At 57.8% G+C, this 26,069-nt stretch carries 21 protein-coding genes; 3 read left to right on the top strand and 18 right to left on the bottom strand.

Translation table 11 applies throughout. The annotated features are described in order from the left end of the window. Positions 1-31 precede the first annotated feature (31 nt). Both Q1A74_RS16725 and Q1A74_RS16720 read left to right on the top strand, forming a co-directional pair. A complete protein-coding gene (locus Q1A74_RS16725; protein ID WP_299598976.1) occupies positions 32-2,020 on the top strand; it encodes a choline BCCT transporter BetT in 1,989 nt (662 codons plus the stop codon). A 47-nt stretch (positions 2,021-2,067) separates the two neighbouring features. Beyond that, positions 2,068-2,628, top strand: coding sequence for a GNAT family N-acetyltransferase (locus Q1A74_RS16720; protein ID WP_299598974.1), 561 nt, complete (start codon positions 2,068-2,070; stop codon positions 2,626-2,628). Positions 2,629-2,978: 350 nt separating this feature from the next. Here the strand turns inward: Q1A74_RS16720 and Q1A74_RS16715 are convergent, their stop codons facing one another. The 3 genes from Q1A74_RS16715 to Q1A74_RS16705 form a co-directional block, all read right to left on the bottom strand. Then, the gene (locus tag Q1A74_RS16715; protein ID WP_299598971.1) at positions 2,979-4,679 is read right to left on the bottom strand and encodes a sodium:solute symporter family protein; all 1,701 of its coding nucleotides are present in this window, start codon (positions 4,677-4,679) and stop codon (positions 2,979-2,981) included. A gap of 3 nt (positions 4,680-4,682) precedes the next feature. Next, positions 4,683-5,018 (bottom strand): DUF4212 domain-containing protein, encoded by a 336-nt coding sequence (locus Q1A74_RS16710; protein WP_367275420.1) that lies wholly within the window; start codon positions 5,016-5,018, stop codon positions 4,683-4,685. A gap of 272 nt (positions 5,019-5,290) precedes the next feature. Beyond that, a complete protein-coding gene (locus Q1A74_RS16705) occupies positions 5,291-6,784 on the bottom strand; it encodes a catalase (RefSeq protein ID WP_299598968.1) in 1,494 nt (497 codons plus the stop codon). Between the two features lie 247 nt (positions 6,785-7,031). Between Q1A74_RS16705 and Q1A74_RS16700 the strand changes: the two genes are divergently transcribed. Then, complete coding sequence (locus Q1A74_RS16700; protein WP_299598965.1) at positions 7,032-7,322, top strand: DUF1540 domain-containing protein; 291 nt, start codon at positions 7,032-7,034, stop codon at positions 7,320-7,322. 62 nt (positions 7,323-7,384) lie between these two features. On the opposite strand, the gene Q1A74_RS16695 is transcribed toward Q1A74_RS16700, so the two are convergent. From Q1A74_RS16695 to Q1A74_RS16625, 15 genes are all read right to left on the bottom strand, one after another. After that, positions 7,385-8,626 carry a sugar MFS transporter gene (locus Q1A74_RS16695; RefSeq protein WP_299598962.1) on the bottom strand — a complete coding sequence of 414 codons (1,242 nt, stop codon included), beginning with the start codon at positions 8,624-8,626 and terminating at the stop codon, positions 7,385-7,387. A gap of 160 nt (positions 8,627-8,786) precedes the next feature. After that, a complete protein-coding gene (locus tag Q1A74_RS16690) occupies positions 8,787-10,808 on the bottom strand; it encodes a cellulase family glycosylhydrolase (protein ID WP_299598960.1) in 2,022 nt (673 codons plus the stop codon). Positions 10,809-11,207: 399 nt separating this feature from the next. Then, entirely contained in the window at positions 11,208-12,260 is a 1,053-nt protein-coding gene (lipA, locus tag Q1A74_RS16685) for a lipoyl synthase (protein WP_299598957.1), read from the bottom strand. Next, complete coding sequence (lipB, locus tag Q1A74_RS16680) at positions 12,253-13,002, bottom strand: lipoyl(octanoyl) transferase LipB (protein WP_299598954.1); 750 nt, start codon at positions 13,000-13,002, stop codon at positions 12,253-12,255. Before lipB ends, lipA begins: the two co-directional genes overlap by 8 nt. Then, the gene (locus tag Q1A74_RS16675; RefSeq protein WP_299598951.1) at positions 13,002-13,283 is read right to left on the bottom strand and encodes a DUF493 family protein; all 282 of its coding nucleotides are present in this window, start codon (positions 13,281-13,283) and stop codon (positions 13,002-13,004) included. The genes lipB and Q1A74_RS16675 overlap by 1 nt, the downstream gene beginning before the upstream one ends. A 189-nt stretch (positions 13,284-13,472) precedes the next feature. Next, positions 13,473-14,621: a D-alanyl-D-alanine carboxypeptidase family protein gene (locus Q1A74_RS16670; protein ID WP_299598948.1), complete on the bottom strand. Its 1,149-nt coding sequence runs from the start codon at positions 14,619-14,621 to the stop codon at positions 13,473-13,475. Positions 14,622-14,691: 70 nt separating this feature from the next. Continuing rightward, a complete protein-coding gene (locus Q1A74_RS16665) occupies positions 14,692-15,609 on the bottom strand; it encodes a septal ring lytic transglycosylase RlpA family protein (RefSeq protein WP_299598945.1) in 918 nt (305 codons plus the stop codon). A 166-nt stretch (positions 15,610-15,775) separates the two neighbouring features. Beyond that, positions 15,776-16,765 (bottom strand): lytic murein transglycosylase B, encoded by a 990-nt coding sequence (gene mltB / locus Q1A74_RS16660; protein WP_299598943.1) that lies wholly within the window; start codon positions 16,763-16,765, stop codon positions 15,776-15,778. 177 nt (positions 16,766-16,942) lie between these two features. Continuing rightward, a complete protein-coding gene (rodA, locus tag Q1A74_RS16655; protein WP_299598940.1) occupies positions 16,943-18,088 on the bottom strand; it encodes a rod shape-determining protein RodA in 1,146 nt (381 codons plus the stop codon). Further along, entirely contained in the window at positions 18,081-20,033 is a 1,953-nt protein-coding gene (gene mrdA / locus Q1A74_RS16650) for a penicillin-binding protein 2 (RefSeq protein ID WP_299598936.1), read from the bottom strand. The genes rodA and mrdA overlap by 8 nt, the downstream gene beginning before the upstream one ends. Before the next feature lie 211 nt (positions 20,034-20,244). Next, on the bottom strand, positions 20,245-20,721 hold the full coding sequence (rlmH, locus tag Q1A74_RS16645; protein ID WP_299598932.1) for a 23S rRNA (pseudouridine(1915)-N(3))-methyltransferase RlmH: 477 nt from the start codon (positions 20,719-20,721) through the stop codon (positions 20,245-20,247). A 50-nt stretch (positions 20,722-20,771) separates the two neighbouring features. Then, positions 20,772-21,134, bottom strand: a complete 363-nt coding sequence (gene rsfS / locus Q1A74_RS16640) for a ribosome silencing factor (protein ID WP_299598928.1) — start codon at positions 21,132-21,134, stop codon at positions 20,772-20,774. A gap of 53 nt (positions 21,135-21,187) precedes the next feature. After that, entirely contained in the window at positions 21,188-21,871 is a 684-nt protein-coding gene (gene nadD / locus Q1A74_RS16635) for a nicotinate-nucleotide adenylyltransferase (RefSeq protein ID WP_299598926.1), read from the bottom strand. Beyond that, a complete protein-coding gene (locus Q1A74_RS16630; RefSeq protein WP_299599277.1) occupies positions 21,868-23,154 on the bottom strand; it encodes a glutamate-5-semialdehyde dehydrogenase in 1,287 nt (428 codons plus the stop codon). Before Q1A74_RS16630 ends, nadD begins: the two co-directional genes overlap by 4 nt. Before the next feature lie 138 nt (positions 23,155-23,292). Further along, complete coding sequence (locus Q1A74_RS16625; RefSeq protein ID WP_299598924.1) at positions 23,293-25,986, bottom strand: DUF2339 domain-containing protein; 2,694 nt, start codon at positions 25,984-25,986, stop codon at positions 23,293-23,295. Between the last annotated feature and the right edge of the window lie 83 nt (positions 25,987-26,069).

The raw sequence follows: 26,069 nt of genomic DNA, 5'->3' as shown, positions 1-26,069 counted from the left end.
CCAGACCCGAAATTTCCAATCGAGTCCCCATATGGAACTGCGCACTACCGAAGACGGCAAAGCAAAATTTGATCCACCGGTGTTCTATACCGCCACCGGCATTCTACTTCTGCTGGTCGCTTATGCGGTATTTTTTCCGGAAGACGCCACCGCGCGCTTCCAAAGCATGCAGAATACCATCGTCACCTATATGGGCTGGTACTACGTACTGATCGTGGCGATTTTGCTGGTAACCGTCGTCATTATCAGTATGTCGCGGCTCGGCGATATCAAGCTCGGAGCGGAACACGAGAAGCCCGAGTACGGATTCTGGTCCTGGCTGGCCATGCTGTTTTCTGCCGGTATTGGTATTGGCCTGCTGTTTTTTGGTGTCGCCGAACCGGTGATGCACTACATGAACCCGCCGGATGCAGACCCGGGCTCCATCAAGGCCGCGCGCCAGGCCATGATCCTGAGTATTTTTCACTGGGGTTTTCACGTCTGGGCGATTTTCGCCGGTGTTGCCCTGATCCTCGGTTACTTCAGTTATCGCCACAACCTGCCACTCACCTTGCGCTCCGCACTTTATCCGATGATCGGTGAGCGTATTCACGGGCCCATCGGCCACGCCATTGATGTGTTCGCGATTGTCAGTACTGTTTGCGGTGTGGCGACCACGCTCGGCTTCGGCGTGCTGCAGATGAACTCGGGGTTAAATCACCTGTTTGGCATTCCGATAGGGGAGATGAGCCAGGTGGTGCTGATTGTGGTTACCACCTCTCTCGCCACTATCTCGGTGGTGGTCGGGCTAGACGCCGGAATCAAACGCTTGTCGCAACTGAATATGGGGCTTGCAGCACTGCTCTGTCTGACTATTCTGGTACTCGGCAGCACTGTGTTTCTGTTTCAGGCGTTTGTACAGAACCTGGGAAGTTATCTGTCGGTGCTGGTCAATCGCACGTTCAATCTATACGCCTACGCCCCCACAGACTGGATAGGCGGCTGGACTATTTTCTACTGGGGCTGGTGCCTCAGCTGGTCGCCATTCGTCGGGCTCTTTATTGCACGTATTTCCCGCGGCCGTACCATCCGCGAATTTGCCGTGGGCACATTGCTGATGCCCACACTGATCACCATTATCTGGCTGACGGTATTTGGCAACTCCGCCATCGAAATGATCCGCGATGAGGGTCTAACCTCCCTTGCGGATACGATCCAGAAAGATCAGTCGCTGGCGCTGTTCCAATTCCTGGAGCAGTTTCCTTTTTCCCAGGCACTGTCCGGGCTTGCCATTATTCTCGTAGTGATTTTCTTTATTACCTCGGCGGACTCCGGCGCGATGGTGATGAATATGCTCTCCTCCCACGGGCGCGATGACACGCCTGCGTGGCAACGTATCTTCTGGTCCGGCATTATCGGCGTAGTGGCCATTGCACTGCTGCTTGCCGGTGGCCTGGCATCATTACAGACTGCCGCCATTGCCAGTGCGCTGCCCTTCTCGATCATTCTATTGGTGGCGATCTACGGGCTGATCAAAGCCCTGCGAATGGACTCGGCCAAAAAAGATGCCCAGTCCGCACCCGTGGCTCCCATCAGTGCGCGCAACCCCGTTACCTGGGAGCGACGATTGCGCAACCTGGTGCAGCTGCCCTCACTTCAGGAAGTACACGAGTACATTGGCGAAATCGCCGAGCCCGCCTTGCGCAGGTTCGCCGCGCAGATGCAGAAAAACGGTTTTATGGCAGAAGTCACCGAAGAGGAAAATTCAGTAATTCACCTCACCGTCTACCAGGGCGACGAAGTGGACTTCCTCTACAGTATCTACCCCAAAGCCCACCTTAAGCCGAATGCACATAACCAGGATACCGTGCTTGACGACACCTACGACGACGGCTCGCCAGATAAATATTTCCGTGCAGAAGTGCACCTGAGTGAAGGCGGGCAGGATTACGATGTGATGGGCTGGACCACGGATCAGCTACTGACCGATGTTCTCTCCCAGTACGAGCGGCATCTACAGTTTTTGCATTCACTGCGCTGATCGAAATACAGGTACAATGGCATCCTGTACATTTACTCCCCAATACCATGTACCTGCTAAAAACCGAACGCCTGCAACTGCGCGAACTCACGAGCAGTGACGAAGATGCGCAATTCACACTGACACTGGTCAACGATCCGGCATTCCACCGCTTTATCGGCGATCGCGGCGTGCGCTCACTCGAAGACGCGCGTAATTATCTCCGACGCGGCCCCATCGCCATGTATCGCGACCGCGGCTTTGGCATGTACCGGGTAGAGCTGAAAGACGGCACCGCCATCGGCCAGTGCGGGCTATTGAAGCGCGACGGTCTCGATGATGTGGATATCGGGTTTGCTTTTCTGCCCGAATATCGCGGGCAAGGCTATGCAGCGGAAGCGGCGCAGGCCGTGATGCAGTGGGGTAAACGCGATCTCGGCCTCACGCGGATTGTTGCCATCGCCACCCCGGAAAACGGTGCGTCCATTCGGCTTTTGGATGGGCTTGGTTTTCGTAGAGAAAGAATGATCAGACTTCCAGGAAGCACGGAGACTCTGGTGCTTCTTGGATGGCAGGCAGGACCTTTCCCAAGTCATACAAGCACCTATTCTCCCTGCAACCGCTCTTAACTGTCACTCCGAGATGAGAAATGACCTAGGCTTTCTGCGTATCCGAAAATTGGCCTGTATACAGTTTATTGGCCTCGATAAATCGGCTCCGGACACGGTCAATCCCAGCTTGTAGCGCAATGCTAAGGGCAGTGTCATGCGGGTTTAGGGCAGTCCAATTCCACCGCTACCATCACACTGATCCCACCAACGGAAGCGTTTCCAAGAGGGGGGCTGAGATCAGCGATGGATCAGGGTGATGCCAAGATTGATGGTCACTCGGATAGTTTTGTCTAATTTGTGGGCTTACTGGACAACTTCCCTTTCTGGTTCAATATTGTGACCCCTTAAGCAGGGGCCACGCTTATTGATCAGTGCGCGCTGGCCTGGCCAGCGCCTTGGGGGAAGCGAATGCTCTCCACCATTTCCTGTACATCACCTGGCGCTTCTCGAGTCACTTTAGCCACTGCTATGGCGACCACAAAGTTGATCACCATCCCCAGGGTGCCGATTCCCTCCGGTGAAATACCAAACCACCAGTGTTCTGCGGTGTTGGCCGCCGGATCGATGAACTTGAAGTAAACGATATAGGCCGCGGTAAACAGAATACCCGTCAACATCCCGGCAATAGCCCCTTCCTTGTTCATGCGCTTGGAGAAAATCCCCATGATGATTGCCGGGAAGAATGACGAGGCCGCGAGCCCGAACGCAAACGCAACCACCTGCGCCACAAAACCCGGAGGGTTGACTCCAAGATAGCCGGCGATACACACCGCGACTGCCGCTGCGGAACGCGCATACAGCAGCTCCTGTTTTTCGGTGATTCGCGGCATCAGATTGCGTTTCAGCAGGTCGTGAGAGATCGACGTGGAGATCACCAGCAGCAATCCCGCAGAGGTCGACAGCGCCGCGGCCACGCCGCCAGCGGCAACCAGTGCGATCACCCAGGCTGGCAGATTGGCAATTTCCGGATTGGCCAGCACCATGATGTCGCGGTCCACGGTCATCTCGTTGCGCTCATCACCGGAGTAGAACATCTTACCGTCGCCGTTTTTGTCTTCCCATTGGATCAGGCCGGTTTCCTCCCAGTTACTGATCCAGCTCGGCGCTTCGGCGTGGGCAGTACCCCGGCCGTCGGCCCCGTTGATGGTGTCGATCATATTGACGCGCGCAAAAGTGGCGATAGCCGGTGCGGTGGTGTAGAGCAGCGCAATAAACAGTAGGGCCCAGCCCGCGGACTTACGCGCATCGCGTACCTTCGGCACGGTAAAAAAGCGCACGATCACATGGGGCAGACCCGCGGTGCCAACCATCAGTGCGGCGGTGATGAAGAATACATCGATGGTACTTTTGGTGCCCGCCGTGTATTCCGCAAACCCGAGTTCCACAGACAGACCGTCGAGCTTATCCAGTAAATAGGTACCGTCTGAGAGCATTCCACCAAAACCGGCCTGTGGCAGTACGTGGCCGGTCATCATGATGGAAATAAATATTGCCGGCACCATATAAGCAAAAATCAAAACACAGTACTGGGCGACCTGGGTATACGTAATACCCTTCATACCGCCGAGCACAGCATAGAAAAATACAACGCCCATACCGATGACGACACCGGTAACAATATCCACTTCCAGAAAGCGGGAAAACACCACGCCCACACCGCGCATCTGACCAGCCACATACGTGAAACACACGAAAATCGCGCAGATCACCGCCACGGTACGCGCGGCCTGGGAGTAGTAGCGATCACCAATAAAGTCCGGCACGGTGAACTTGCCGAACTTGCGCAAATACGGTGCGAGGCACAGCGCCAGCAGCACATAACCACCGGTCCAGCCAAGCAGATACACGGTACCGTCGTAGCCCATAAAGGAGATCAGGCCAGCCATGGAAATGAAGGAGGCTGCAGACATCCAATCCGCTGCAGTGGCCATACCGTTGGCCACCGGATGCACACCGCCACCGGCCACATAGAAATCGTTGGTCGAGCCGGCACGGGCCCAGATGGCAATGGCGATATACAGCAGGAAAGTCGCGCCGACGATCAGGAAAGTGAGAGTTTGAACATCCACGCTTTATTGCCCCCTGTTCAGCTGGGCATCATCCGCAGCGGTTGCGTTTTCCATTGGCGCGGAACCGGAGTCGTCTTCCTCGTACACGCCGTATTTTTTATCAAGCTGATTCATTTTGTAGACATACACCACAATCAGCAGCAAAAAAACGTAGATGGCTCCCTGTTGGGCGAACCAGAAGCCGAGCTTGAAACCGCCCATGCGGATCTGGTTCAGTTCATCGACCAGTAATATGCCGCAGCCAAATGAAACGACAAACCACACACAGAGTAAACTGAATAACAAACGGAGATTTTCTTTCCAATAACTGGCCGCCTGCGGGCCACTGGCAAAGCTCATCGCGAGACCTCTTGTTTATTTTTATTTGATTGACCTGATACTCTACCCGGACTGATGCGGGTTTGTCATCGTTTACCATTGTTTCACCTGCCCCCTAAATAAGCCCTCCTGTGAGACCACCCCAGAGCAATTGTCACACGCGAGTCTAAGACTTTACCCCGGTGCACGGACGCTCCGGTGCCCGTCGCCCATATACAAAAAAGGCGGCAGGTTGCCCTGCCGCCTTTCTATGCCCCAGCCTATGCCCCAGCGAGTAAATCACGTATTGATCCTCACTGGACCCGCGCCGATACGTTATTTTTCTCCTCAATATCGGCCAGCGCAACCACCACCATCTCAGCGTAATCGGGATCAGCCTTTTTGAACTGCTCCAGCATCCGCACCTGAATGGTCGAGTTTGCTGTGCTGAGGCCTCCCGCTATATTGTCTACCAGCTGCTGCTTCTGGTCGTCGTTCATCAGGCGGAACAGGGCGCCAGCCTGGGAGTGATAATCTTCCTCATCCTGACTGTATGGCTTGACCCAGGCATTGTGCTCCAGTGGCATAGGCGGCTCAGCGACCGAAGGCACCGGGGCTGGCGCGCCGCGATTGATACGGTCGTTGGGGTAGAAATTCACCTCACTCCCCTGATTAGGCACCTTACCGCTTACCGGGCACATACCGGCGAAGGCGCCATCCCGCTGATAGTGGTGTACCGGGCACTTCGGCGCGTTCACTGGAATGTTATTCACGTTGGCGCCGACACGGTATCGGTGCGCATCCTGATAGGCGAACAACCGGCCCTGTAGCATCTTGTCCGGGGAGGCACCGATACCGGGCACAAGATTGCTGGGGGCAAATGCTGCCTGTTCGGTTTCGGCAAAGTAGTTGTCGACATTGCGGTTCAGTTCCAGCATGCCAATGTCCTGCACGGGTGCCTCGTCATGGGGCCATACCTTGGTCAGGTCAAACGGGTTTACCGACAGGGTTTTCGCTTGTGCCTCAGAAAGGATCTGCAGTTGTACGGTCCACTTGGGGAAATCACCGGCGTCAATGGACTCCACCAGATCTTGCTGGGCGCCAAAGGCGGGATAATTGGCCGCATCTTCACTGCGCACATTCTTGATACCCTGTTGGGTTTTCAGGTGCCACTTCACCCAGAATCGCTCGCCTTTGCTGTTCCAGAAGCTCAGAGTATGGGAACCGAACCCGTGCATATGGCGATAGCTGAGCGGTATGCCTCGGTCGGACATCAAGATGGTCATCTGATGCAGAGACTGCGGATGATTTGCCCAGTACTCAAAGCTCGCCGCCGGATCCGGCAGATTGGTGCGCGGATTCTTTTTCTGCGAGTGAATAAAGTCCGGGAACTTGGCCGGGTCGTTCAAAAAGAACACCGGAGTATTGTTGCCCACCAGGTCGAAATTGCCCTCGTTGGTATAGAACTTCAGCGCAAAACCACGCGGATCGCGCGCGTAGTCACTGGAGTCCTGACCGCCGCCCACCGTGGAGAAGCGGACGAAAACTTGAGTATCCGTTCCCGCCTTCTGCAGAAAGTCGGCAATGGTGTAATCAACCAGGTCTTTGTTAAGACGGAAAGTACCATAGGCACCGGTACCGCGAGCGTGCACTACCCGCTCAGGAATGCGCTCACGATTGAAGTGCGCCAGTTTTTCAAACACACGGAAATTGTCGAAGGTGAGGGAGCCACGCTCACCGGCGGACACACTGTTGTTATCGTCGGCAACAGGAGCGCCGGCGGAAGTTGTCAGTTTATTGCTGCTCATGGCGAATACCTCTTCCGATGACTCGCCGGTATCAAGACTACCTGGGCCTTGCGAGTCAGAGCAAAAAAGTATTCTTGCTCTTTCCCGAAAACGACGCTTGATCCAAATCAATATTGGTCGATATTTAACCAGACCAAACGTCATGGAATACAACAAAAACGCGCCACTTAATTGACAGCTCAAGCCACTGAACTAGGCTCAATGTGGGAGTTTGGTCCTTCGACAATAATCCAAAGAGAATTGCGCCATGATCATTGCTACCGATATGCCCGAAGTATCCAGCTGCGCCGCCATCGAGTGCGCCTACAATACTGATTCCGCCTGCCACGCCCGCGCCATTACCGTTGGCGACGGTGACCACCCAGACTGCGATACCTATTTCCACAATAGCCACCACACCAAGCGCGAACGCAATGCGGGCGTAGGTGCCTGTAAGGTTACCGGGTGCAGTCACAATGTGGATTTTGAGTGTGGCGCGGATCAGATCGAACTGGGATACAGTGGCGATGCCGTCAACTGTCTGACCTACGCACATTAAGGCCCGCTGTTTTGAGCTGAGACTCTCCAGCCACGCCAGAAAGCGATCCCGTTGAGAGCGAGCTAGAGCCCAGGCTTGCTCACAACGCGTGCGCCTTTCAATCCGTAAAACACAATATACAGATAGCAGACTATCGGAATGAAATAGGATGGGTGTAGCCCGAATGCATCCGCAAACGCCCCCTGAATCAGCGGAACCAATGCCCCGCCTACAATCGCCAGGCACAACAGCCCAGACGCCTGCCCCGCCTGAATCCCCATTCCCTGCAGCGCCAGACTGAAAATTGTCGGGAACATGATGGAATTACACAGCCCCACCAAAAGCAGAGACCACATGGCTACGGGCCCACTCGAGTAGATGGCCACAAGGATTAGCAAGATTGCCACCACGCCATTAAAACCCAGCACATAGCCCGGCTTCACACGACACATGACAAAAGCGCCAATAAACCGCCCGACCATGGCGCCGCCCCAGTACAGCGCAATGTAGTGTGCGGCCCTGGCTTCATCCATACCCATCACTTCCGGCAGTCCGAGGAAGTTCACCATAAAACTGCCGATAGACACTTCTGCGCCCACATACAGAAAAATACCCAGCGCGCCCAGCACCAGATGCCGATGACACCAGATGGACTTTTCTCCAATCACCTTGCCGGTATACGCTGGCAGAATGCGCGGTAATTTCAAAAACCAGAAGGTCACTGCAAGTAGCGCCAATGTGGCGGCGAGAATCAAGTAGGGCAACTGCACCGACTTGGCGGAGTGCTCGACATTTGGCGCGCCCGTGACTGCAGCGGAAAGAATCAGTGCCCCACCAAAAAATGGCGCCAGAGTAGTTCCCAGTGCATTGAACCCTTGAGTGAGTGTAAGACGGCTGGATGAGGTGGCCGCGCTGCCCATTGCGGTTACATACGGATTGGCGGAAACCTGTAACAGGGTAATTCCGGATGCCAGAACGAACAGGGCACCGAGAAAGAGCGGATACGTCTGGATTTCAGCGGCGGGATAAAAAAGCAGGCAACCCAAGGCCGCCACCAGCAGGCCGCAGACGATTCCATTCTTATACCCAATACGGCGCACCAGGGCCCCGGCAGGGAGAGAAACGGTGAAATATGCCCCAAAAAATGCAAGCTGGATCAGCATGGCCTGGGTATAGCTGAGTTCGAACACTGCCTTCAGGTGCGGCACCAGAATATCGTTCAGGCAGGTAATAAATCCCCACATGAAGAACAGTACAGTAAGCGCAGACAAGGCGAAGCGGAAATCGCCATGTCCTTCGCGGGCAGCCGGGTTTTCTTCAGGCACTGAGCTTCCATCGCTTGAGCAATTCGACCCATTCAGCATAGTTAGAGAAACTGGCGAACCTGCGGTATACACAGCAAAAAGCCAGTATCCACCGAAACGGATACTGGCTTTTGACGCGCTTAGATCAGAGCGCAATAGTACAGCGCTCTGAAATCAACGATTACTCAGAAGGCGTGTTACTCCACAGCCGCTCCAGCAAGTTGGTTTTACGCGGATCGAAGTCAAGCCACTCGCCCCAGCCCGCGGTATTGCTTTGCGGATCGTAGGCATGACCGTACCAGCCTCCGGTATCACCGGATTCCGGGTTGATCGACCAGTAGCAGCCCTGAATATTTTTCTCGACCATGTAATCGACAAACATATCCTGCCACTGAGCATCCACAACGCCGGGCTGAATATGATCCCAGCGCGCCTGATCGCGCAGCGCTGCCTTGGCCGGCCAATCGAGGTTGCCACCAAACTCACCCACGACGATGGCGTAGCCCATTTCACGCAGGTAGCCGAAGTGCTCGTCCCAACCCTGGCGCAGCAGTTCTTCATCCAGCACGATGTTACAGTCGGCATCACCGGCAGCATCACCTTCCAGGCCTTCACATTCTGGCTGCGAGACCGCATCCATAAAGCCTTTCTGCACAAACACAGACGGACCGTAGGTGTGCGGAGAATAAACCAGACGATCTTTGGGGATATTAGGCGGGTTGTCGCCCGCTTCAAACAGGTTCTCGCCCCAGTTCGGATTGGTCGCTTCGTTACCGTGCGGCACCTGAGTAATGGTTGCCGGGGTACCGTCCTGATTGCCAGCAGTGGCAGAGACACCCTGTACAAACAGCAGGGTGTTGGAATTCACCTCATCGATCGCCGCGAAGGCGTCTTCGGTCAGGCTTTTCCATTCTTCCCAGGTGTAATCCCACGGTTCGTTGTAAATATCGATACCGATGATGTTATCTACACCCAGAGCTTCTTCGAGACCCGCCAGCTCACGCAGGTTATCCAGCCACATATCGCGGTTGTATTCCTGCACATTGGTAACGGAATCCGGGTTGCCGGTAACCGCACAGGAACTGTCTTCCCGTGGGTAGTCGTACAGCTCGCGGTCCGCATCGACATAGGGTGGGCGCGCATCCAGACGGCCAGCCCGCCAGCCGATATAGTTGGAGCAGGCGTGAATATCGAGCATTACTTCGATGTTGTTCTGGTCCGCGGCGATAATGAACTCTTCCATTGCCTGGCGCGCATTGGGCACCAGCACCGACTCGTGATTTTTCAGTACTTCACCACTGCCCTGGGGATCGTCCGGATCGAGTGTTTGCGGTACAACCGGGAAGCGCACCACATTCACACCCATTGCGGTAATCTCGCTCATGGTCTGCTGGATAGTTCGACCGGTACCCGCGCTGCCGTTGGCCCAGAAGGTGTTGCCCACGTACAGTTCCATAGGCGCGCCACTGGGGTTCACTTCTGCATCGGAAGGCTCGTGACGACCTTCCAGACCAAACCAGGAACCACAATTTACCGGGATCACTTCACCGTTTTTGGTGATATTGCCGGTGTCGTCGACACGGAAACGACCACCGCTGGAAGAGCCGGACGACGAACCACTGCCGGAGCTTGAGCTCGAGCTGCTGGTTGAACCGCTTGAAGAACCACTGCCGGAGCTCGAACCGCTTGAAGAACTTGAAGAACTGGAGGAGCTCGAAGAGCTGGAGGAGCTCGAAGAACTGGACGAACTTGAAGAGCTCGAAGAGCTCGAAGAGCTTGAGGAACTGGAAGAGCCACCGGAAGACGAGCCACCACCATTCCCGTCAACCGATACTTCTGCAGGTGCTTGACCACCGGGGTTGGCAATAAACCCAACGGTCACCTGGGCACCAGGTGCAACGGTGCTGTTGTAATCGGCTGCGCTGACCACATATTGGCTCGCGCTCTGGGATTGAATAACACCGTTCCACAGATTGTTGATATCCACATCCATATTGAAGGATACGGACCAGTCGGTAAGTGGTTCGCTACCGTCGTTGGTAACAACAATTTCTCCCTGGAAACCGCCGCCCCAATCGCTGACGATAATCATCTCAGCCTCCGCTGCCATCAATGCAGAAGAAGCAGTCCCCAGCCACATTACCAGCCCCGCTTTGGCAAAGGCGCTGTATATCGAACGCCTTTCAAAAGTCGGTTTTTGCATGGAATGTATTTCCATAAGTTCTCTCCAGTCGCTGTAAAGTTTTCCATTATTTTTTGGCGAGCCCAGCGAATTTTTCATTAAAAATTCAGAAACCCAGGGGAAATTTATTTCCAAAAAAATCGCGTTCAAGAACGATTCACCTGTGAAACCCGCTCTCTTGCAACGTGCATGCGAAGAAAAACAACCCCACAAAAAGATGACTTTGAAGCCAAACTTTCAGAGTTGTGAAAGAAAATTTCTTGATAATCGGCTGAGTGTGAACCGGCGAGTGAACAGAAAGTGGAGGCTGTCACAGGCTACAGCGGCCTGCGTTAGAGTACGGAGAGGTAGATGGGACGTGGATAACAAAAAAATCCCGGCGCGTAGCCGGGATTTTTAAACACATTTACTGAGCGAAGATCAACTGACCTTTTCTCCGTGCGCCTGCTTGTCGGCGTGATAGGAAGAGCGCACCATCGGGCCGCAAGCCGCATGGGTAAACCCGATCTGTTCGGCGTAGATGCGGTACTCTTCAAACTCGTCCGGATGCACATAACGCTGCACCGGCAAGTGTTCTTTACTCGGCTGCAGGTACTGGCCAATAGTGAGCATATCGATATCGTGTGCACGCATATCGTCCAGCACTTCGAAAATTTCTTCTTTGGTTTCACCAAGGCCAACCATCAGCCCGGATTTGGTGAGTACGTCGGGGCGACGCTTTTTGTATTCCTGCAGCAGTTTCAGGGACCACTTGTAGTTGGCACCGGGACGGGACTCCCGGTACAGGCGCGGCACGGTTTCCAGGTTGTGGTTAAACACGTCCGGGGCATCCGCCTCGAGAATATCGAGGGCGATATCCATACGACCGCGGAAATCCGGGGTCAGGATTTCCACCTGCAAATTTGGAGATAGCGCGCGGGACTCCTTGATGCACTCGGCAAAATGCTGGGCGCCGCCATCGCGCAGGTCATCGCGGTCTACAGAAGTGATCACCACATAGCGCAGGCTCATGGCGGCGATGGCCTCCGCCAGCTGTTTCGGTTCTTCCGGATCCAGTGGGTTCGGCTTGCCGTGCCCTACATCGCAAAATGGACAACGCCGGGTACAGATCTCGCCCATGATCATAAAAGTGGCAGTGCCGCCGCTGAAGCATTCACCCAGGTTCGGGCAGCTGGCCTCTTCACATACAGTGGCGAGTTTCTGTGAGCGCAGGATGCCCTTGATGCGGTCCACTTCTTTGGACGCTTTTACCGAGGGTACTTTTACCCGAATCCAGTCCGGCTTGCGCAGGGTCTGGTCACTGGCGATCACCTTTACCGGGATACGCTCTACCTTGTCGCCATCGCGGAGCTTTTCGCCCTGCTGCAGGCGGCGGGTGCGTTTTACCGGGCTGATTTCCGGCACAGCCGTCTCCCCGGGGTTCACGGTGGTCGTCTTGATTTCGGACTGGTCGGCGTCAAATCGTTCAGACATTACTAGTTCCTGGTTCGGTACCCTGCGCGTTTGCGGTTACCTCAAATTTCTCGTCAATTTTCTTGTCGTCAAACAGGTGTTCATCCACCGGTTGCCAGCTGGCCTCCGGCAATGGCAGCTTGCGCTGCAGCGCGGCGACAAAACTTGTCGCCACGGCTTCCCACTGGGGCGTAGGCTGGATGATCTCCGCCATCTGCACCATCTGCATGCCCGCGTAACCACAGGGGTTGATACGCAGAAAAGGCCCCAGATCCATATCAATATTGATGGCGATGCCGTGGAAGCTGCAACCGCGGCGCACCCGCAGACCGATGGAGGCAATCTTGTTGCCAGCCCGCGGCCCGTCGGAGAGATAGACACCGGGGGCATCCGGGCGCGGCGCGGCGCTGATGCCAAATTCCGCCAGCATAGCGACGGTGGCTTCTTCCAAAGCCGTGACCAGGTCGCGCACACCGATTTTGTTGCGGCGCAGGTCCAGCAGCGGATACACCACCAGCTGGCCAGGGCCGTGATAGGTCACCTGACCGCCGCGATCCACCTGTACCACCGGTATATCACCGGTATTCAGCAGATGCTCGGCTTTGCCGGCCTGGCCCTGGGTGAATACGGGGGGATGTTCGACACACCAGATCTGGTCCCCGGCGTCGTTGCCGCGGTTGTCGGTGTAGTGGGCCATGGCGCGCCATACGGTTTCGTAATCGCGCCGGCCGAGGTTGCAGATAACCGGCTTGGGGGCGGCCATCAAATCACCATATACACGCCCGGGTGGGCAGTGAGCTCATCGGTAAGTGCTTTCAGTTGCGGTTCACCGGTGGCAACAATGTAAAAGGTTACCGAGGTGAATTTACCGTTGCGGCTGGGCTTGTGCGTCAGCCTGCTTTCATCCAGCCCGGGGGCGTGGCGGCGCATGACTTCGAGTACGAAGTCGCGTACCTGGTCATCGGTGTCACGCACCACTTTGACCACGTAGTCTTCGCACGGGAATTCGATTTTTGGCGGCTGCTGTTGTGAATCCTGGGTCATACCACTCTCTCTGGGCCGCAGATCAGAAGTGAAGACGCGGGGACAACGCCCAGCGGGTGTTGCGGCCGGGCGGCGATTATACAGTGCCGGCCGGGGACTGGACAGGGAGGAAAGATTGCAGACGAAACTGCTTTGAGACGGGGCAATGGAAGCCCGGCGCGTTATTTCGCCGGGCTAAGTCGGGTTTTCTTACTGAAAGAAGCCCATCACAAAGCGCTTGATGGAATCCCAGACACGCTTGAAGAAACCGGCTTTCTCCACATCTTCCGCCACTACAGCGGGCACGTCCGCGACGGTTTCCCCGTCCAGAGTCACAACAACCTTGCCTACCTGCTGACCTTTGGCCAGGGGGGCTTTGAGCTCACCGTCGACAATCAGGTCGGCTTTGATGCTCTCTTCACCGCCCCGGGGGATGGTGACAAATACGTCGTTTTTCACCGCAACGCCTACAGAGTCGGCTTTGCCGCCCCATACCCGCTCGGTCTGCAGTACGTCGTTGCTGCCGTAGACCTTGTGGGTCTGGTAGTAGCGGAAGCCATAGGCGAGCAGTTTCTGGGTTTCGGCCGCGCGCTTTTCGTCGCTGTCTGTACCCACGACGACAGAAATGAGGCGCATGCCGCGTTTGACCGCGGAGGCCACCAGGCAGTAACCGGCTTCTTCGGTGTGGCCGGTTTTGATGCCGTCTACCGCGGGATCGCGCCACAGCAGGCGGTTGCGGTTGGGCTGGTTGATGCCGTTGAAGCGGAAATATTTCTCGGAATACAGGGCGTAGTGACTCGGGTGGTCCTGGATCAATGCGCGCGCCAGTTTGCCCAGGTCGCGGGCCGTAGTAACGTGGCCGTCTGCAGGCCAGCCGGTGGCGTTAACGAAGTTGGAATCTTCCATTCCCAGCAGTTGGGCCTGCTGGTTCATCACTTCGGCGAACACTTCTTCGCTGCCGGAAACATACTCGGCGAGGGCAATACTGGCATCATTACCGGACTGCACGATCACGCCGCGCAGCAGATCAATGACCGGTACCTTGTCCCCAACTTTGACAAACATTTTGGAGCCGCCTTTGCGCCAGGCCTTCTCCGAAATATTCACCATGTCCTGCTCTTTGATGGCGCCTTTTTCCAGCTCTTCAGAGACGATGTAGCTGGTCATCATCTTGGTGAGGCTGGCCGGTGGGATCTGTTTGTCCGCGTCGTGCTCTACCAGAATCTGACCTGTGTGGGCATCAATCAGCAGATAGGCGGTCGCCGCAAGCTGCGGTGGCGCGGGTATCAGTGGTTTATCGGCCTGGGCAACACTGGTGCTGACAATCAGGAGCAGACAGGCAAATAAGCGTTTGAACATGAGTCTCTCTTTATTCCTTACCTACGAAAATGTCAAAAACCCGACTCCAGTCGGGGAATGCATGGGCGGATCAGTCAACCACCACCTGGGGCTGGCCAAAATTCTGTTGCTCGACAGATTCCCGCAATGCGGCCAGTGCCCGCTGCTGGGCGATGGGTCCAATACGCACCCGGTATAGCATTGTTCCGTCGCGATTCACCGGGCTGACGGATACAGGATAGCCGAATGCAGTCGCAAGTTGGCCACGAATCTCTTCTGCCTGACTGGCCGAGCTGTAGGCGCCTACCTGCAGGAAGGTATTATCCGGCAGTTTGAAACTGGCGTCTTGCGGCAGGCCCTTGCGCGCGGCGGCGTCTTTTTCTACGGCCAGGCTTTCGGAGGCACTGGGCAACGATTGCGGATCCAGTGCCACTACTTCTACGCGCGCTACGCCCTTGTCGATGTAGCCCAGTTTTTGGGCGGCAGTATAACTGAGATCAATAATACGCCCGGGCACGAAGGGGCCACGGTCATTGACGCGCACGATAATACTGCGGCCATTGTCCAGATTGGTAACTTTGGCATAGCTGGGCAACGGCAGGGTTTTGTGTGCCGCGGACATGGCGTACATATTGTAAACCTCGCCGTTGGCGGTTTTGCGTCCGTGGAATTTGGTGCCGTACCAGGAAGCGTGACCGCGCTCGCTGTACCCTTTGACGCCCTTGAGAACGCTGTATCTTACACCGTTGACCACATAAGGGGATTTATTGCCGGCGACGCCAATGGGTTCACGCACCGGTGTAACCTCCGGTGTGGCGAGCATATCCACGGGCACATCGGGGCCACTGTCGCGAACCTGATCAAAGGGCACATCTTCTTTCGGTTCCACTTTAGCCTTACCCGGATCGTGCAACGGCACGGTGCTACAGGCACTGAGCAATGCCAACGCGCAGCAGGCGCCAAGGCGAACAAAACCGGCGGTTTTAGCCGCTATTTTTCTGGTTTTCATCACTTCCCCCCGGAGCAGGTCAAACAGCGCCCGCTACCGCGTTTTATCGTACTTTCGATTTATCGTATTGCTCGTGCGAAACAGACGCCGGTCATAAAAACGCGTACCGGCTCTGAAACACAATTTTTTATCTACCACTTACCCAGCGTCTAAGCATCCCGACGGATCAGGAACGACCGCCGCGCGCTTTGATGATTTCCTGCCCCAGCTCGTACACCGCCATGGCGTAGAGGCGACTGTGGTTGTAACGGGTAATGGTGTAGAAGTTATTCAGGCCAATCCAGTATTGCGTTCCCTCCTGTGCATTCAGGGAAAACACATTGGCAGGCATCTCCTTGGTGACCTGGGCGGTGGTCGGGAAACCTTTTTCATCTAACTGGCCCACGGTCCACCTGGGTTTCAGGTCGTCGTTGACGATGGTCATGTCCGCATTGGGGCGCGGCTGGGTGATCACGGTGATCGGCTCACCGCCTTTCCAGCCATGCTCGACAAAATAGTTGGCCACGCTACCGATGGCGTCTTCGGTATCTTCCCAGATATCCACCCGGCCGTCCCCATTGAAGTCCACCGCGTAGTGGCGGTAACTGGAAGGCATGAACTGGCCAAAGCCCATGGCACCGGCATAGGAGCCTTTCAGCGTGGTGGGGTCAATTTTTTCGTCGCGGGTCAGCAACAGGTAGTTTTCGAGCTCTTTGGTAAAGAACTTGGAGCGGCGAGGGTAGTTAAACGCCAGCGTGGAGAGTGCATCGATCACCCGGTAGCTCCCCATATTGCCGCCGTAGCGGGTTTCCACACCAATAACGGCGACGATCATTTCCGGCGGTACGCCGTACTTTTCCTCGGCCGCCTGGAGTGCATCCGCGTTCTTGTCCCAAAAGTCCACACCGCTGGCGATGCGGGTATTGGTAATGAAAATTTTGCGGTATTCGTGCCACGGCTTGGCTTTTTCTGCCGGGCGCTTGATCGCTTTGAGGATCGACTCCTTGCGCTTGGCCTCTTTCATCAGCAGCTGCAGGTCATCGCGGTTGAAGTTGTGCTCGGCCACCATGTAATCCACAAACGCTTTGGCCTGGGCATTTTCATCGTGCCCCTGCTCCTGCGCGCAGGCGCTGAGAACCAGTCCCAAGCCCGCCAACAATCCTGTGGTCCACTTCAAAACAACCGCTCCTGTGTTCATAGAGTACTTCCAACTATTTTTCAGTTATTAAAATCGATGTGCTGTTGTGACTGCAATCGCGCCAAAAAGTGGCACGATACACGGGAAAAAGTGAAGCCAGCCTGAACCGCCTCACATTCAGCCACTAAATCCGATAATTAAAAACGTTTCCAATAATCAAAAAAGTACTCTGCGTCTTTCCGTACTGACCGCCATCAGAATGCCGAACCCGGCCATCAGGGTAATCACCGAGGTGCCGCCGTGGCTCACCAAGGGCAAGGGCACCCCCACTACCGGCAATAAACCGGTCACCATACCGATGTTCACAAATACGTATACAAAGAAGGTGAGCGTGATACTGCCCGCCAACAAGCGCCCGAAAACGTGCTGGGCCATAAAACTAATATAGATGCCCCGGGCGATGATCAACAGATACAGCACCAGCAGGATCAACGCACCGCGCATTCCCCACTCCTCAGCCAGCACCGCAATAATGAAATCCGTGTGGCTCTCCGGCAGAAAATCCAACTGTGACTGGGTGCCCTGCATATAGCCCTTTCCATCCCAGCCACCGGAACCGATAGCGGCCTTGGACTGGAAGATGTTCCAGCCGGCGCCGAGACGGTCCGCGTCCGGGTTGAACAGGGTGAGAATCCGTTGTTTCTGGTAATCCCGCAGGCCCCACATCCACATGGGCCAGGCCGCCATCAATGCCATCACCACTGCGCCGCCGATCATCTTCCAGCTGAGGCCGGACAGATAGAGCGCAAAAATACCCGACGTGGCGATCAGGATAGACGTTCCAAGGTCCGGCTGGCGGACAATCAGCGCCGCCGGAACCCCGATAATGACCAGAGTACCGATTACCGTGAGAAACGACGGCGGCAGGCTGCGCTTGTGCAGATACGCTGCCACCGCGATGGGAACCGCGAGTTTCAGCGCCTCCGAGGGCTGGAAACGAAACCCGCCGATCTGCAGCCAGCGCTGCGCGCCCTTGGCACCCACCCCGAAAAACAGTACCGCCACCAACAGACAGCAGCCGGCGAGGTAAAACCAGGGCGACCAGCGCCGGTAAAATTCCAGCGGAATCTGCGCGGCAATCACCATGCCCACAAACGCCAGCCCCATAAATACGGCCTGGCGTTTCACGTAATGGACTTCTTCCCCGGATGCACTGTACAGCACCACCAGACCCACGCCCGCCAGCACCATCAGCAAGAGCAGTAAGGGCAGGTCGATATGCCAGCGACGGGACAGGCTCTCCGGGCGCCGCAGACTGCTGCCGGCATCCGGCAAGCGGTGCATATAATCGCGACTAGCCACGGATACCGTCCTCCTGTGGGTGTGGGTGTGGGTGTGGGTGTGGGTGTGGGTGTACGGGAGCGGAAATGCTCATGGGCGGACGCCACACAAGACGGCTGGCGGTATTCTCCAGCGGGCGTGACATCCAGTCGAAAAAGACCTCGCGAGCCACCGGAGCGGCCACGCGACCGCCACCCTCGCCGTTTTCCACCAGTACCGATACCGCAATCTGCGGATCGTCTACCGGCGCAAAAGCGACAAACAGAGCGTGGTCCCGGTGGCGCTCTTTCAGCGCCTCCGAATCGTACTTCTCGCCCTGGGCAATACCCACCACCTGTGCAGTACCGGATTTACCGGCCACCTTGAAATCCAGCCCGGCGCCGGCTTTCTTGCCGGTGCCGTGAGCGCTGTATACCACCGCTTCCATGCCCTCGAAGACCAGGTCCCAGTACTCCGGGCGCGCGTCCACGTGATGCAATACCTCTGGCGGCTGCTCCACGCCGTCGATGGCCATCACCATCTGCGGGCGGTAGTGGGTACCGCGGTTGGCAATGGTGGCAGTCATCACCGCCAGCTGCAGCGGTGTCGCCAGCACAAAGCCCTGCCCCAGTACCGTATTCAGACTGTCCCCCGGGAACCAGGGCACGCCGCGCGCGCCGCGTTTCCACGCTCGCGACGGGAACAGCCCGGGGTATTCCCGCGGCAGGTCGATGCCGGTTTTTTCGCCCAGGCCGAAGCGGGTGGCAACGTCGTGCATATCGTCAATATTCCAGCGCGCGGCCATATCCCAAAAATAGACATCGCAGCTCTGCGCCAGCCCCTGAATCAGGTCGATATGCTTGCCGTGGCCCCAGCGTTTCCAGTCGCGATAAATCCGCGGGTCGTTGGGCAGTTTGAAATAACCCGGGTCCGCCACTTCGGTTTCCGCACTGATGACCCCCGCGGCGAGCCCCCCCAGCCCCATCATCGGCTTCAGGGTGGAACCCGGGGGGTATTGCCCCTGGATGACCCGGTTGAACAGCGGCACATCCAGGGAATCCCGCAGTGCGCTGTAATCCTTGTAGCTGATGCCGGTCACGAACAGGTTGGGATCAAAGGATGGCTGACTGACGAAGGCGAGCACGCCGCCCGTTTTCACGTCAATGGCCACCACGGCGCCACGGTTGTCTCCCAGTGCTTCAGTCGCCACCTGCTGCAGACGGGTGTCCAGATGCAGGGTCAGCTCCGCGCCGGGCTTGGGGTCGTGCCGTTCCAGTACCCGCAGCACCCGGCCACGGGCATTGGTTTCCACATTTTCATAGCCCACTTCGCCCAGCAGCAGGTCTTCATACGAGCGCTCCAGCCCTACCTTCCCGATACTCTGGGTGCCCCGATAGCGGCGTACATCTTCCTCGGAAAAGCCGGATAGTTCGCGCTCATTGATCCGCCCCACATACCCCACGCTGTGGCCGAAGAGCTTGCTCTCCGGGTAGTAACGCACCAGCTCCGCCTCCACGGAAACCCCGGGCAGGTGAAATTCATTGACGCTGATGCGAGCAATCTCGTCTTCACTCAGGCGGTAGCGCAGGGGAACGGGCTCGAACGGGCGGCGTCGCTGCAGGCGACGGTTGAATTTTTCGACATCACGGTCTTCAAGGTGCACCAGCCGGCCAAGCAACTCGATGGTGGCATCCAGATCTCTAACCCGCTCGCGTACCACGGAAAGGGTGTAACTGGGGCGGTTGTCCGCCAGCATTTCGCCATTGCGGTCGTAGATCAGACCACGGGTGGGGGGGACCGGGCGCACCTGGATACGGTTCTGGTCAGACTGGGTGCGGTAGTCCTCGTAATTGACGACCTGGAGGTTATAGAAGCGCGCCACCAGCACGCCCAGCAGCACGACTACGCCGAATATCGCCACCAGCATACGGTTGCGAAACAGCCGCTGCTCAGTGTGGTGGTCTTTGAAGCGCAGGTTTTCTGACATGGTGGTCGAAGCAGATTATTCGGTGGCGCGAAAATGACCACGAAGTGTACACAAGTTTGCCTTCCCTGCGGAGCCTTTGGCGTACCCCAGCGCCACAGGCACCGGGCACACACCATCTCTTTCAGAGTCTGGTGGCGCAGGAAAGTTCACGAAAAGCAGGATGAAGAGAGCGCAATACCAGGGCGAAAGGCCGAAGCGACACGCCATCGGCCTACTTGTGGTACGGGTGCCCCGCCAACAGGGTCCAGGCCCGGTACAGCTGCTCCGCCAGCAACACCCGCACCAGCGGGTGTGGCAAGGTCAATGGAGACAGCGACCATTTCTGATTGGCCCGTGCCACACAGTCCGCCGAGAGCCCGTCCGGGCCACCAATCAGCAGGCACATGTTGTCGCCGGACATCTGCCAGCCGGACAATTCCCGCGACAGCTGCTCGGTACTCCAGGGTTTGCCCTTCACCTCCAGCGCCACCACATGGTCCCGCGAGTTGATCGCGGCCAGCATGGCCTCACCCTCTTTCTGGCGGGCCTTTTCCACCAGCGCGGCAGAATTTTTCTGACCCCGGTTGCCCAGAGGCACTTCCACCATCTCCAGAGTCAGCTCCCGGGGCAGGCGCTTGGCGTACTCGTTGTAGCCCTCCTGCACCCAGGCGGGCATCTTGCCACCGGCGGCGACTATTCGGATCTTCATACTGGGCAAATCTTCATAGCAAGCGGACCTTTACTGGCAGACGCGCAGGATCAATCGTCGTGCGGGTCGCTGCCATCGGCGTCTTCGCGGGTGTTGGGGGTCATCGACCAGAGCTTTTCCAGGTCGTAAAAACCGCGGGTTTCCGCCTGCATCACGTGGACCACCACATCGCCGTAGTCCACCAGTACCCACTCGCCCTGCTCGACGCCCTCGACGCCGATGGGGCGGATACCAGCCTCTTTGCCATCTTCCACAACATTGTTGGCAAGGGACTTCACCTGGCGGCTGGAGGTGCCGGTGCAGATGATCAGCGTGTCCATCACGTCGCTGAGTTCGGACACATCCATCGAGACGATGTCTTTACCCTTGAGGTCTTCCAGTGCGTTTACCGCAATTGATTTGATATCAGTCATAACACCTGTATCGGGAGCTGTGACTCCCGTCTGATTGAACGGAGCCAGGGCTCCTAGTTGTTGTCGCTCTTGTAGAGCTGATGCGTTTGAATGTAGTCGAGTACTCGCTCCGGCAGCAGATACTGTGGGGAGCGGCCAGCGGCAATCAGGCTGCGAATTCCAGTAGCGGAAATCGGCAACAGCGTCTGTTCCCGCAGCAGGATGCTGCCCGCGGCCTGAGCCTTCAGGTCCGGCGCCTCACCGCGGTGTGCCGCCAGCAACTCTGCCACCTCGCCATCGCGAGGCAACTGCCAACCGGGCCGGGTCACTACCACCAGGTGGGCGAGCTGGATCAGCCGCTCCCAGTGGTGCCAGTCCGGCAACCCCAGCAGGGAATCCAATCCCATGCAAAAGCTGATGGAGACATCATCGCCCAGCTCTGCACGCAGTTCTTCCAGCGTATCCACCGTGTAGGTGGGCCCCTGACGCTGCAGTTCCCGCTCGTCCAACTGCAGGGACGGGCAGTTTTCCACCGCCAGCGCCAGCATGTCGCGCCGCGCATCGGCGGTAACGCCGGGCGCCGCACGGTGCACCGGCTGATGGGAAGGCAGCAGGCGCATTTCGTCGAAGCCCAGTACGTCTTTCAACTCCAGCGCCATGCGCAGGTGGCCGAAATGCACCGGGTTAAAGGTGCCGCCGAACAGGGCAACAGTTTGTCGCTCAGATAATGTCGAAGGCACCGACGAAGGCCGATTCATTCGCGGATCTGTCCATCCCCGAACACGATCCACTTCTGCGAGGTCAGCCCCTCCAGACCCACCGGGCCACGGGCGTGGATCTTGTCGGTGCTGATCCCGATCTCCGCGCCCAGGCCGTACTCAAAACCATCGGCAAAACGGGTCGACGCATTGACCATCACCGAAGCGGAGTCCACTTCCGCCATAAAGCGGCGCGCGCGGGAATAGTCTTCGGTGACGATGGATTCCGTGTGACCGGAGCTGTAGCGGGTGATGTGGTCCATCGCAGCATCCATATCCGCCACCACGCGAATCGACAGTACCGGTGCCAGGTATTCCGTGCCCCAGTCTTCCTCGGTGGCCGGCAGAATGTCGGCCAGGATTGCGCGAGTCTTGTCGCAACCGCGCAACTCCACACCCTTGTCACTGTAGGCCGCCGCCAGTTTGGGCAGAAACTCTGTCGCTACCGCCTCTGCAACCAGCAGGGTTTCCATAGCATTGCACACGCCGTAGCGGTGGGTCTTGGCATTGAGTGCGATATTGAATGCCTTGAGCGGGTCGGCGCGATCATCCAGGTAGACATGGCAAATGCCGTCCAGATGCTTGATGACCGGCACCCGCGCGTCATTGCTGATGCGCTCGATCAAACCCCTGCCACCGCGGGGCACGATCACATCCACGTATTCGGGCATGGAAATAAGCGCACCCACGGCGGCGCGGTCGGAGGTCGCCACTACCTGCACCGCCGTCTCCGGCAGCCCCACCTGTTTCAGACCCGCAGCGATACACGCGGCAATGGCGCCGTTGGAATGCAGGGCCTCTTTGCCACCGCGCAGAATGGTGGCGTTGCCAGATTTCAGGCACAGGCTGGCGGCGTCGATGGTTACATTGGGACGGGACTCGTAAATGATCCCCACTACCCCCAGCGGCACGCGCATTTTGCCCACCTGGATACCACTCGGACGAAATTTGAGATCGCTGATCTCGCCAACCGGATCCGGCAGTTCGGCGATCTGCCCAAGCCCCTGAATCATGGCGTCAATGCGCCCATCGGTCAGCTCCAGGCGGTCCAACAATGCAGCGTCGAGGCCGCTGTCGCGGCCATTCTGCATATCTTTGGCGTTGGCCGCCGCCAGCTGCGGTCGCTGGGCGTCCAGTTCCGCGGCAATGGCTTTGAGAGCAGCATTTTTGGTGGCAGTATCAGCGCGGGCCATCAGGCGGGCGGCAGCGCGCGCGGCGCGGCCCATGGCCTGCATCGTCTCTTCAGTCGAGGCGTGGGTAGAGGGTGCTACGGTGGAATCCAGTTCAACCCCGGTGGCACTGATACTGTTCACTGCTGATCTCCATGCAATTCACAAAAGGACGGGACTCCGCTCGGGAGCCCCAGAAAATGGCCGCGCAGTATACCGCAACCGCTGCGGGAAATTGCCGGCGGAATGCGGTTATTGGCCGGGATCTGCACTTTTCCCACCGAGTTTCTGGTGCAGGTAAGCAATTCCCAGCAGCGCCAGCCCCATTCCCATAAACGAGGCTACCCGCAGCAGCCCCTCGAGCCCGGACATATCCACCAGGAATAACTTTACGATCACCAGCGCCAGCACGGCCATACCGCCCTGATAACAGCTGCGCCAACCTCTCCAGCTGCCCAGCAGGATGCCAGCCACCGCCATCGCCAGCCACACCGCAGAATAGGTGTACAGTTCGCCAGTGGCCGCCGAGGTATCCAGCCGGATACTGCCCTGCCAGAGATGCCGGACCTCCAGCGATACCCACACAAATGCCGCCACGGCTGCCGTCAGTCCCGCCAGCCGGCGCACTGCAGGCAGATAGAACCGGCGAACCAGCAGAGCGAGCAGCGCGGCGCCACCGAACGCCGGGATCAGCATATTGAAGAGTGGCCGCTCGCCGATCGCACCCCACGCCCAGACCTCGCTCGTGGCAGTGGCGAACAGGATTTTCAGGTAGTTCACCAGCCCCGCCAACACCAGCAGGCGCCCGTAGCCGTCGTACCAGCGGGAGAAGCTGCCTGCTATCAAGGACTTGCGGTAGTACACCAACCCCAGGCCGGTAAACAGCCACATGTTGATCACCGCTTCAGTAAAGCTGTACTCCGCCGCAAACGCATTGCCGCCGTACAGCCAGTATCGGCACTCCGCCCAGAGTGCCAGCACCAGTAGATGCAGCGCGGCCGCCTCGGCCCACACGGCCAGCTGCTGGAGTGCGCTAACGCCTTTCGCCCGCGACAGAATGCGAGCGCCGAGCCAGGCACACAACGCAGAGCCCCCGTAAGTCCACAGGGACCAGTGGGTGTTTTCGCTGTAGGTGAGCACCCAGGGATTCAGGGTAAGGCGGGTCACCACGAGCAACAGCACGGCTTTCAGCAGCCACCCCAGCGCGGGCACCTCGAAGCGACGGATAACCCAGGCCAGGGATACCACTTGCAGAGCCAGCGCCAGTGTCAGGCTGGCCTGCTCCAACCACAGGCACACTGCCAGGCTGTAGGCGAAATGCGCGGCAACAAACAGCCACACCACCATACCCTTGTGCCACTGGTGCCGCGCACCGCGACTCCCCAGGTACATGAACACACCGCCGAAGACCGCCGCATACAGGCACCACCAGTGCACCGGCAGATAGTCCCCGGCCAGCACATATCCCACCAACAGGGACAGCAAAGGCGCCATCACCGCCAGCGAAGCCCACCAGTAGCGAGCCAGCCCACGGCGATAATTAAACAGGGCAAACCCCGCGAACAGCACGGCGGTGAACAGCAGATACAACAGGAAACCAGACTGCTGCTCCGCGGGCAGCGGCAGCAGACGCACGCTCTGTGTCCCCCACTGGTCCAGCCGCGTTGCCAACCAGGCCACCAGCTGACCGGCCATCAGCGCCCAGGGCACCAGCGCGAGACTAGCGTTGCGGCGCCCTGCCAGCAGTGCGACCAGCGCCAGCGAGCTCCAGACCCAGAAAGCACCCGGCTGGAACCCTTCCCGCAAAATCGACAGACACTGGGCGGCGGCCAGCACCAACAGGCTCGGCAGGATCAACGGGGTGACCTTGCTCGCCGGGTCACTGCTGTCCCCCGCGCGCGCAGCGTTCAGGCTCAGCAGCCAGTTGCCGGGCACTACGGCAATCAGCAGGTATGCCAGTGCTGCCAGATAAACACCCCGCCAGTCGTCCGCCTGGTGCCCGAACAGAGAAAGCAGCCACCAGGCCAGCGCGCCCGCCAGCACCCCCAACCACAGCCAGGTGCGGTATACATGACGCAACAGGAAGAGTACCGACACGGAAATGATCAGTGCGTAGAGCATCGCCCCCAGCACATTGCCGCCACCAGTGGAGACCAGCGCTGGCACAGAATAGGCACCGAGCATACCGATAGCGGCGAGCACCGGGCCGTGCAGTCGTGCAAGCCACATGGTCACCATCGCCACTACCGCGAGCAGACCGAATGCCAAGCCCGGTGCCATCAAGTGATAGAGGTGTACCGCCGACAGCACCGCGGCAAAAGCTGTGATCGCCCCGCCACCGGCGAGCGCGGCGAAGGTGGGGTGGCTGCCGCCGGTCTTACGCCGCAACACTTCCGAAGCGGCATACAGTGCAATTGCGGTCAGCAACCCCATGGCCACGCGCACTTTCGGTCCCAGTAAACCCTGTTCAATGCCGTAACGCGCGAGAAAAACCCCGGCGAGCGCCACGCAGGCACCGCCCAGCCAGACCATCCAGTTTTCCTGTAATCGCTCCCAGAAGCGGGCGCGGGCAGCGGCCACTTCGGGTCGGATCGCCCGGCCTCGCGGATTTTCGGGTTGCACGGTGCGAGGCTGCTGAACCTGTCGGGCGGCGACCGGCGGCCTGGCCTGCCGCGGCTGTTTTTCCGGCTCAGAAAGCGGCTCGACGGGCTTCCGGGTATTCACGGCATGGGTAGATTGCGGTACGTCGGCCTGCTGACTCTGCGCGGCGGGGTTCGGTTTGTCCGCCGTCGATCGGGAAGCATCCTGTAACCCATCGATCATCGCGCGCAACCGGCGCACCTCTCCCCGCAAGCTTTTCACTTCGGCAAACGCAAATATTCCCATAAAGGCACCGACAATGACGGTGAGAATTAGCAGCACGCCGAGCAAGGCAAAACTATCCATGGTTCCCCAGCAAAATGTTTATCGTTGTTTCAATATTTGACTTGTTCGCGGTCTATCCCCCGCTGTCCCGGCGGCGTCGCTTC

The sequence above is a fragment of the uncultured Microbulbifer sp. genome, assembly GCF_947504145.1.
GTDB lineage: Bacteria > Pseudomonadota > Gammaproteobacteria > Pseudomonadales > Cellvibrionaceae > Microbulbifer.
Note: the sequence above shows the minus strand (reverse complement) of the source record. Positions and strands in the feature narration are given on the sequence as shown.

Coding starts and splice junctions, on each gene's coding strand:
- lipA (WP_299598957.1), bottom strand. CDS start 12,260: ATGTCTGAACGATTTGACGCCGACCAGTCCGAAATCAAGACGACCACC.
- rsfS (WP_299598928.1), bottom strand. CDS start 21,134: ATGACTGATATCAAATCAATTGCGGTAAACGCACTGGAAGACCTCAAG.
- rlmH (WP_299598932.1), bottom strand. CDS start 20,721: ATGAAGATCCGAATAGTCGCCGCCGGTGGCAAGATGCCCGCCTGGGTG.
- Q1A74_RS16675 (WP_299598951.1), bottom strand. CDS start 13,283: ATGACCCAGGATTCACAACAGCAGCCGCCAAAAATCGAATTCCCGTGC.
- lipB (WP_299598954.1), bottom strand. CDS start 13,002: ATGGCCGCCCCCAAGCCGGTTATCTGCAACCTCGGCCGGCGCGATTAC.
- Q1A74_RS16670 (WP_299598948.1), bottom strand. CDS start 14,621: ATGTTCAAACGCTTATTTGCCTGTCTGCTCCTGATTGTCAGCACCAGT.
- Q1A74_RS16705 (WP_299598968.1), bottom strand. CDS start 6,784: ATGAGCAGCAATAAACTGACAACTTCCGCCGGCGCTCCTGTTGCCGAC.
- Q1A74_RS16725 (WP_299598976.1), top strand. CDS start 32: ATGGAACTGCGCACTACCGAAGACGGCAAAGCAAAATTTGATCCACCG.
- Q1A74_RS16720 (WP_299598974.1), top strand. CDS start 2,068: ATGTACCTGCTAAAAACCGAACGCCTGCAACTGCGCGAACTCACGAGC.
- Q1A74_RS16700 (WP_299598965.1), top strand. CDS start 7,032: ATGATCATTGCTACCGATATGCCCGAAGTATCCAGCTGCGCCGCCATC.
- nadD (WP_299598926.1), bottom strand. CDS start 21,871: ATGAATCGGCCTTCGTCGGTGCCTTCGACATTATCTGAGCGACAAACT.
- Q1A74_RS16710 (WP_367275420.1), bottom strand. CDS start 5,018: ATGAGCTTTGCCAGTGGCCCGCAGGCGGCCAGTTATTGGAAAGAAAAT.
- Q1A74_RS16690 (WP_299598960.1), bottom strand. CDS start 10,808: ATGCAAAAACCGACTTTTGAAAGGCGTTCGATATACAGCGCCTTTGCC.
- mrdA (WP_299598936.1), bottom strand. CDS start 20,033: ATGTCAGAAAACCTGCGCTTCAAAGACCACCACACTGAGCAGCGGCTG.
- Q1A74_RS16625 (WP_299598924.1), bottom strand. CDS start 25,986: ATGGATAGTTTTGCCTTGCTCGGCGTGCTGCTAATTCTCACCGTCATT.
- Q1A74_RS16665 (WP_299598945.1), bottom strand. CDS start 15,609: ATGAAAACCAGAAAAATAGCGGCTAAAACCGCCGGTTTTGTTCGCCTT.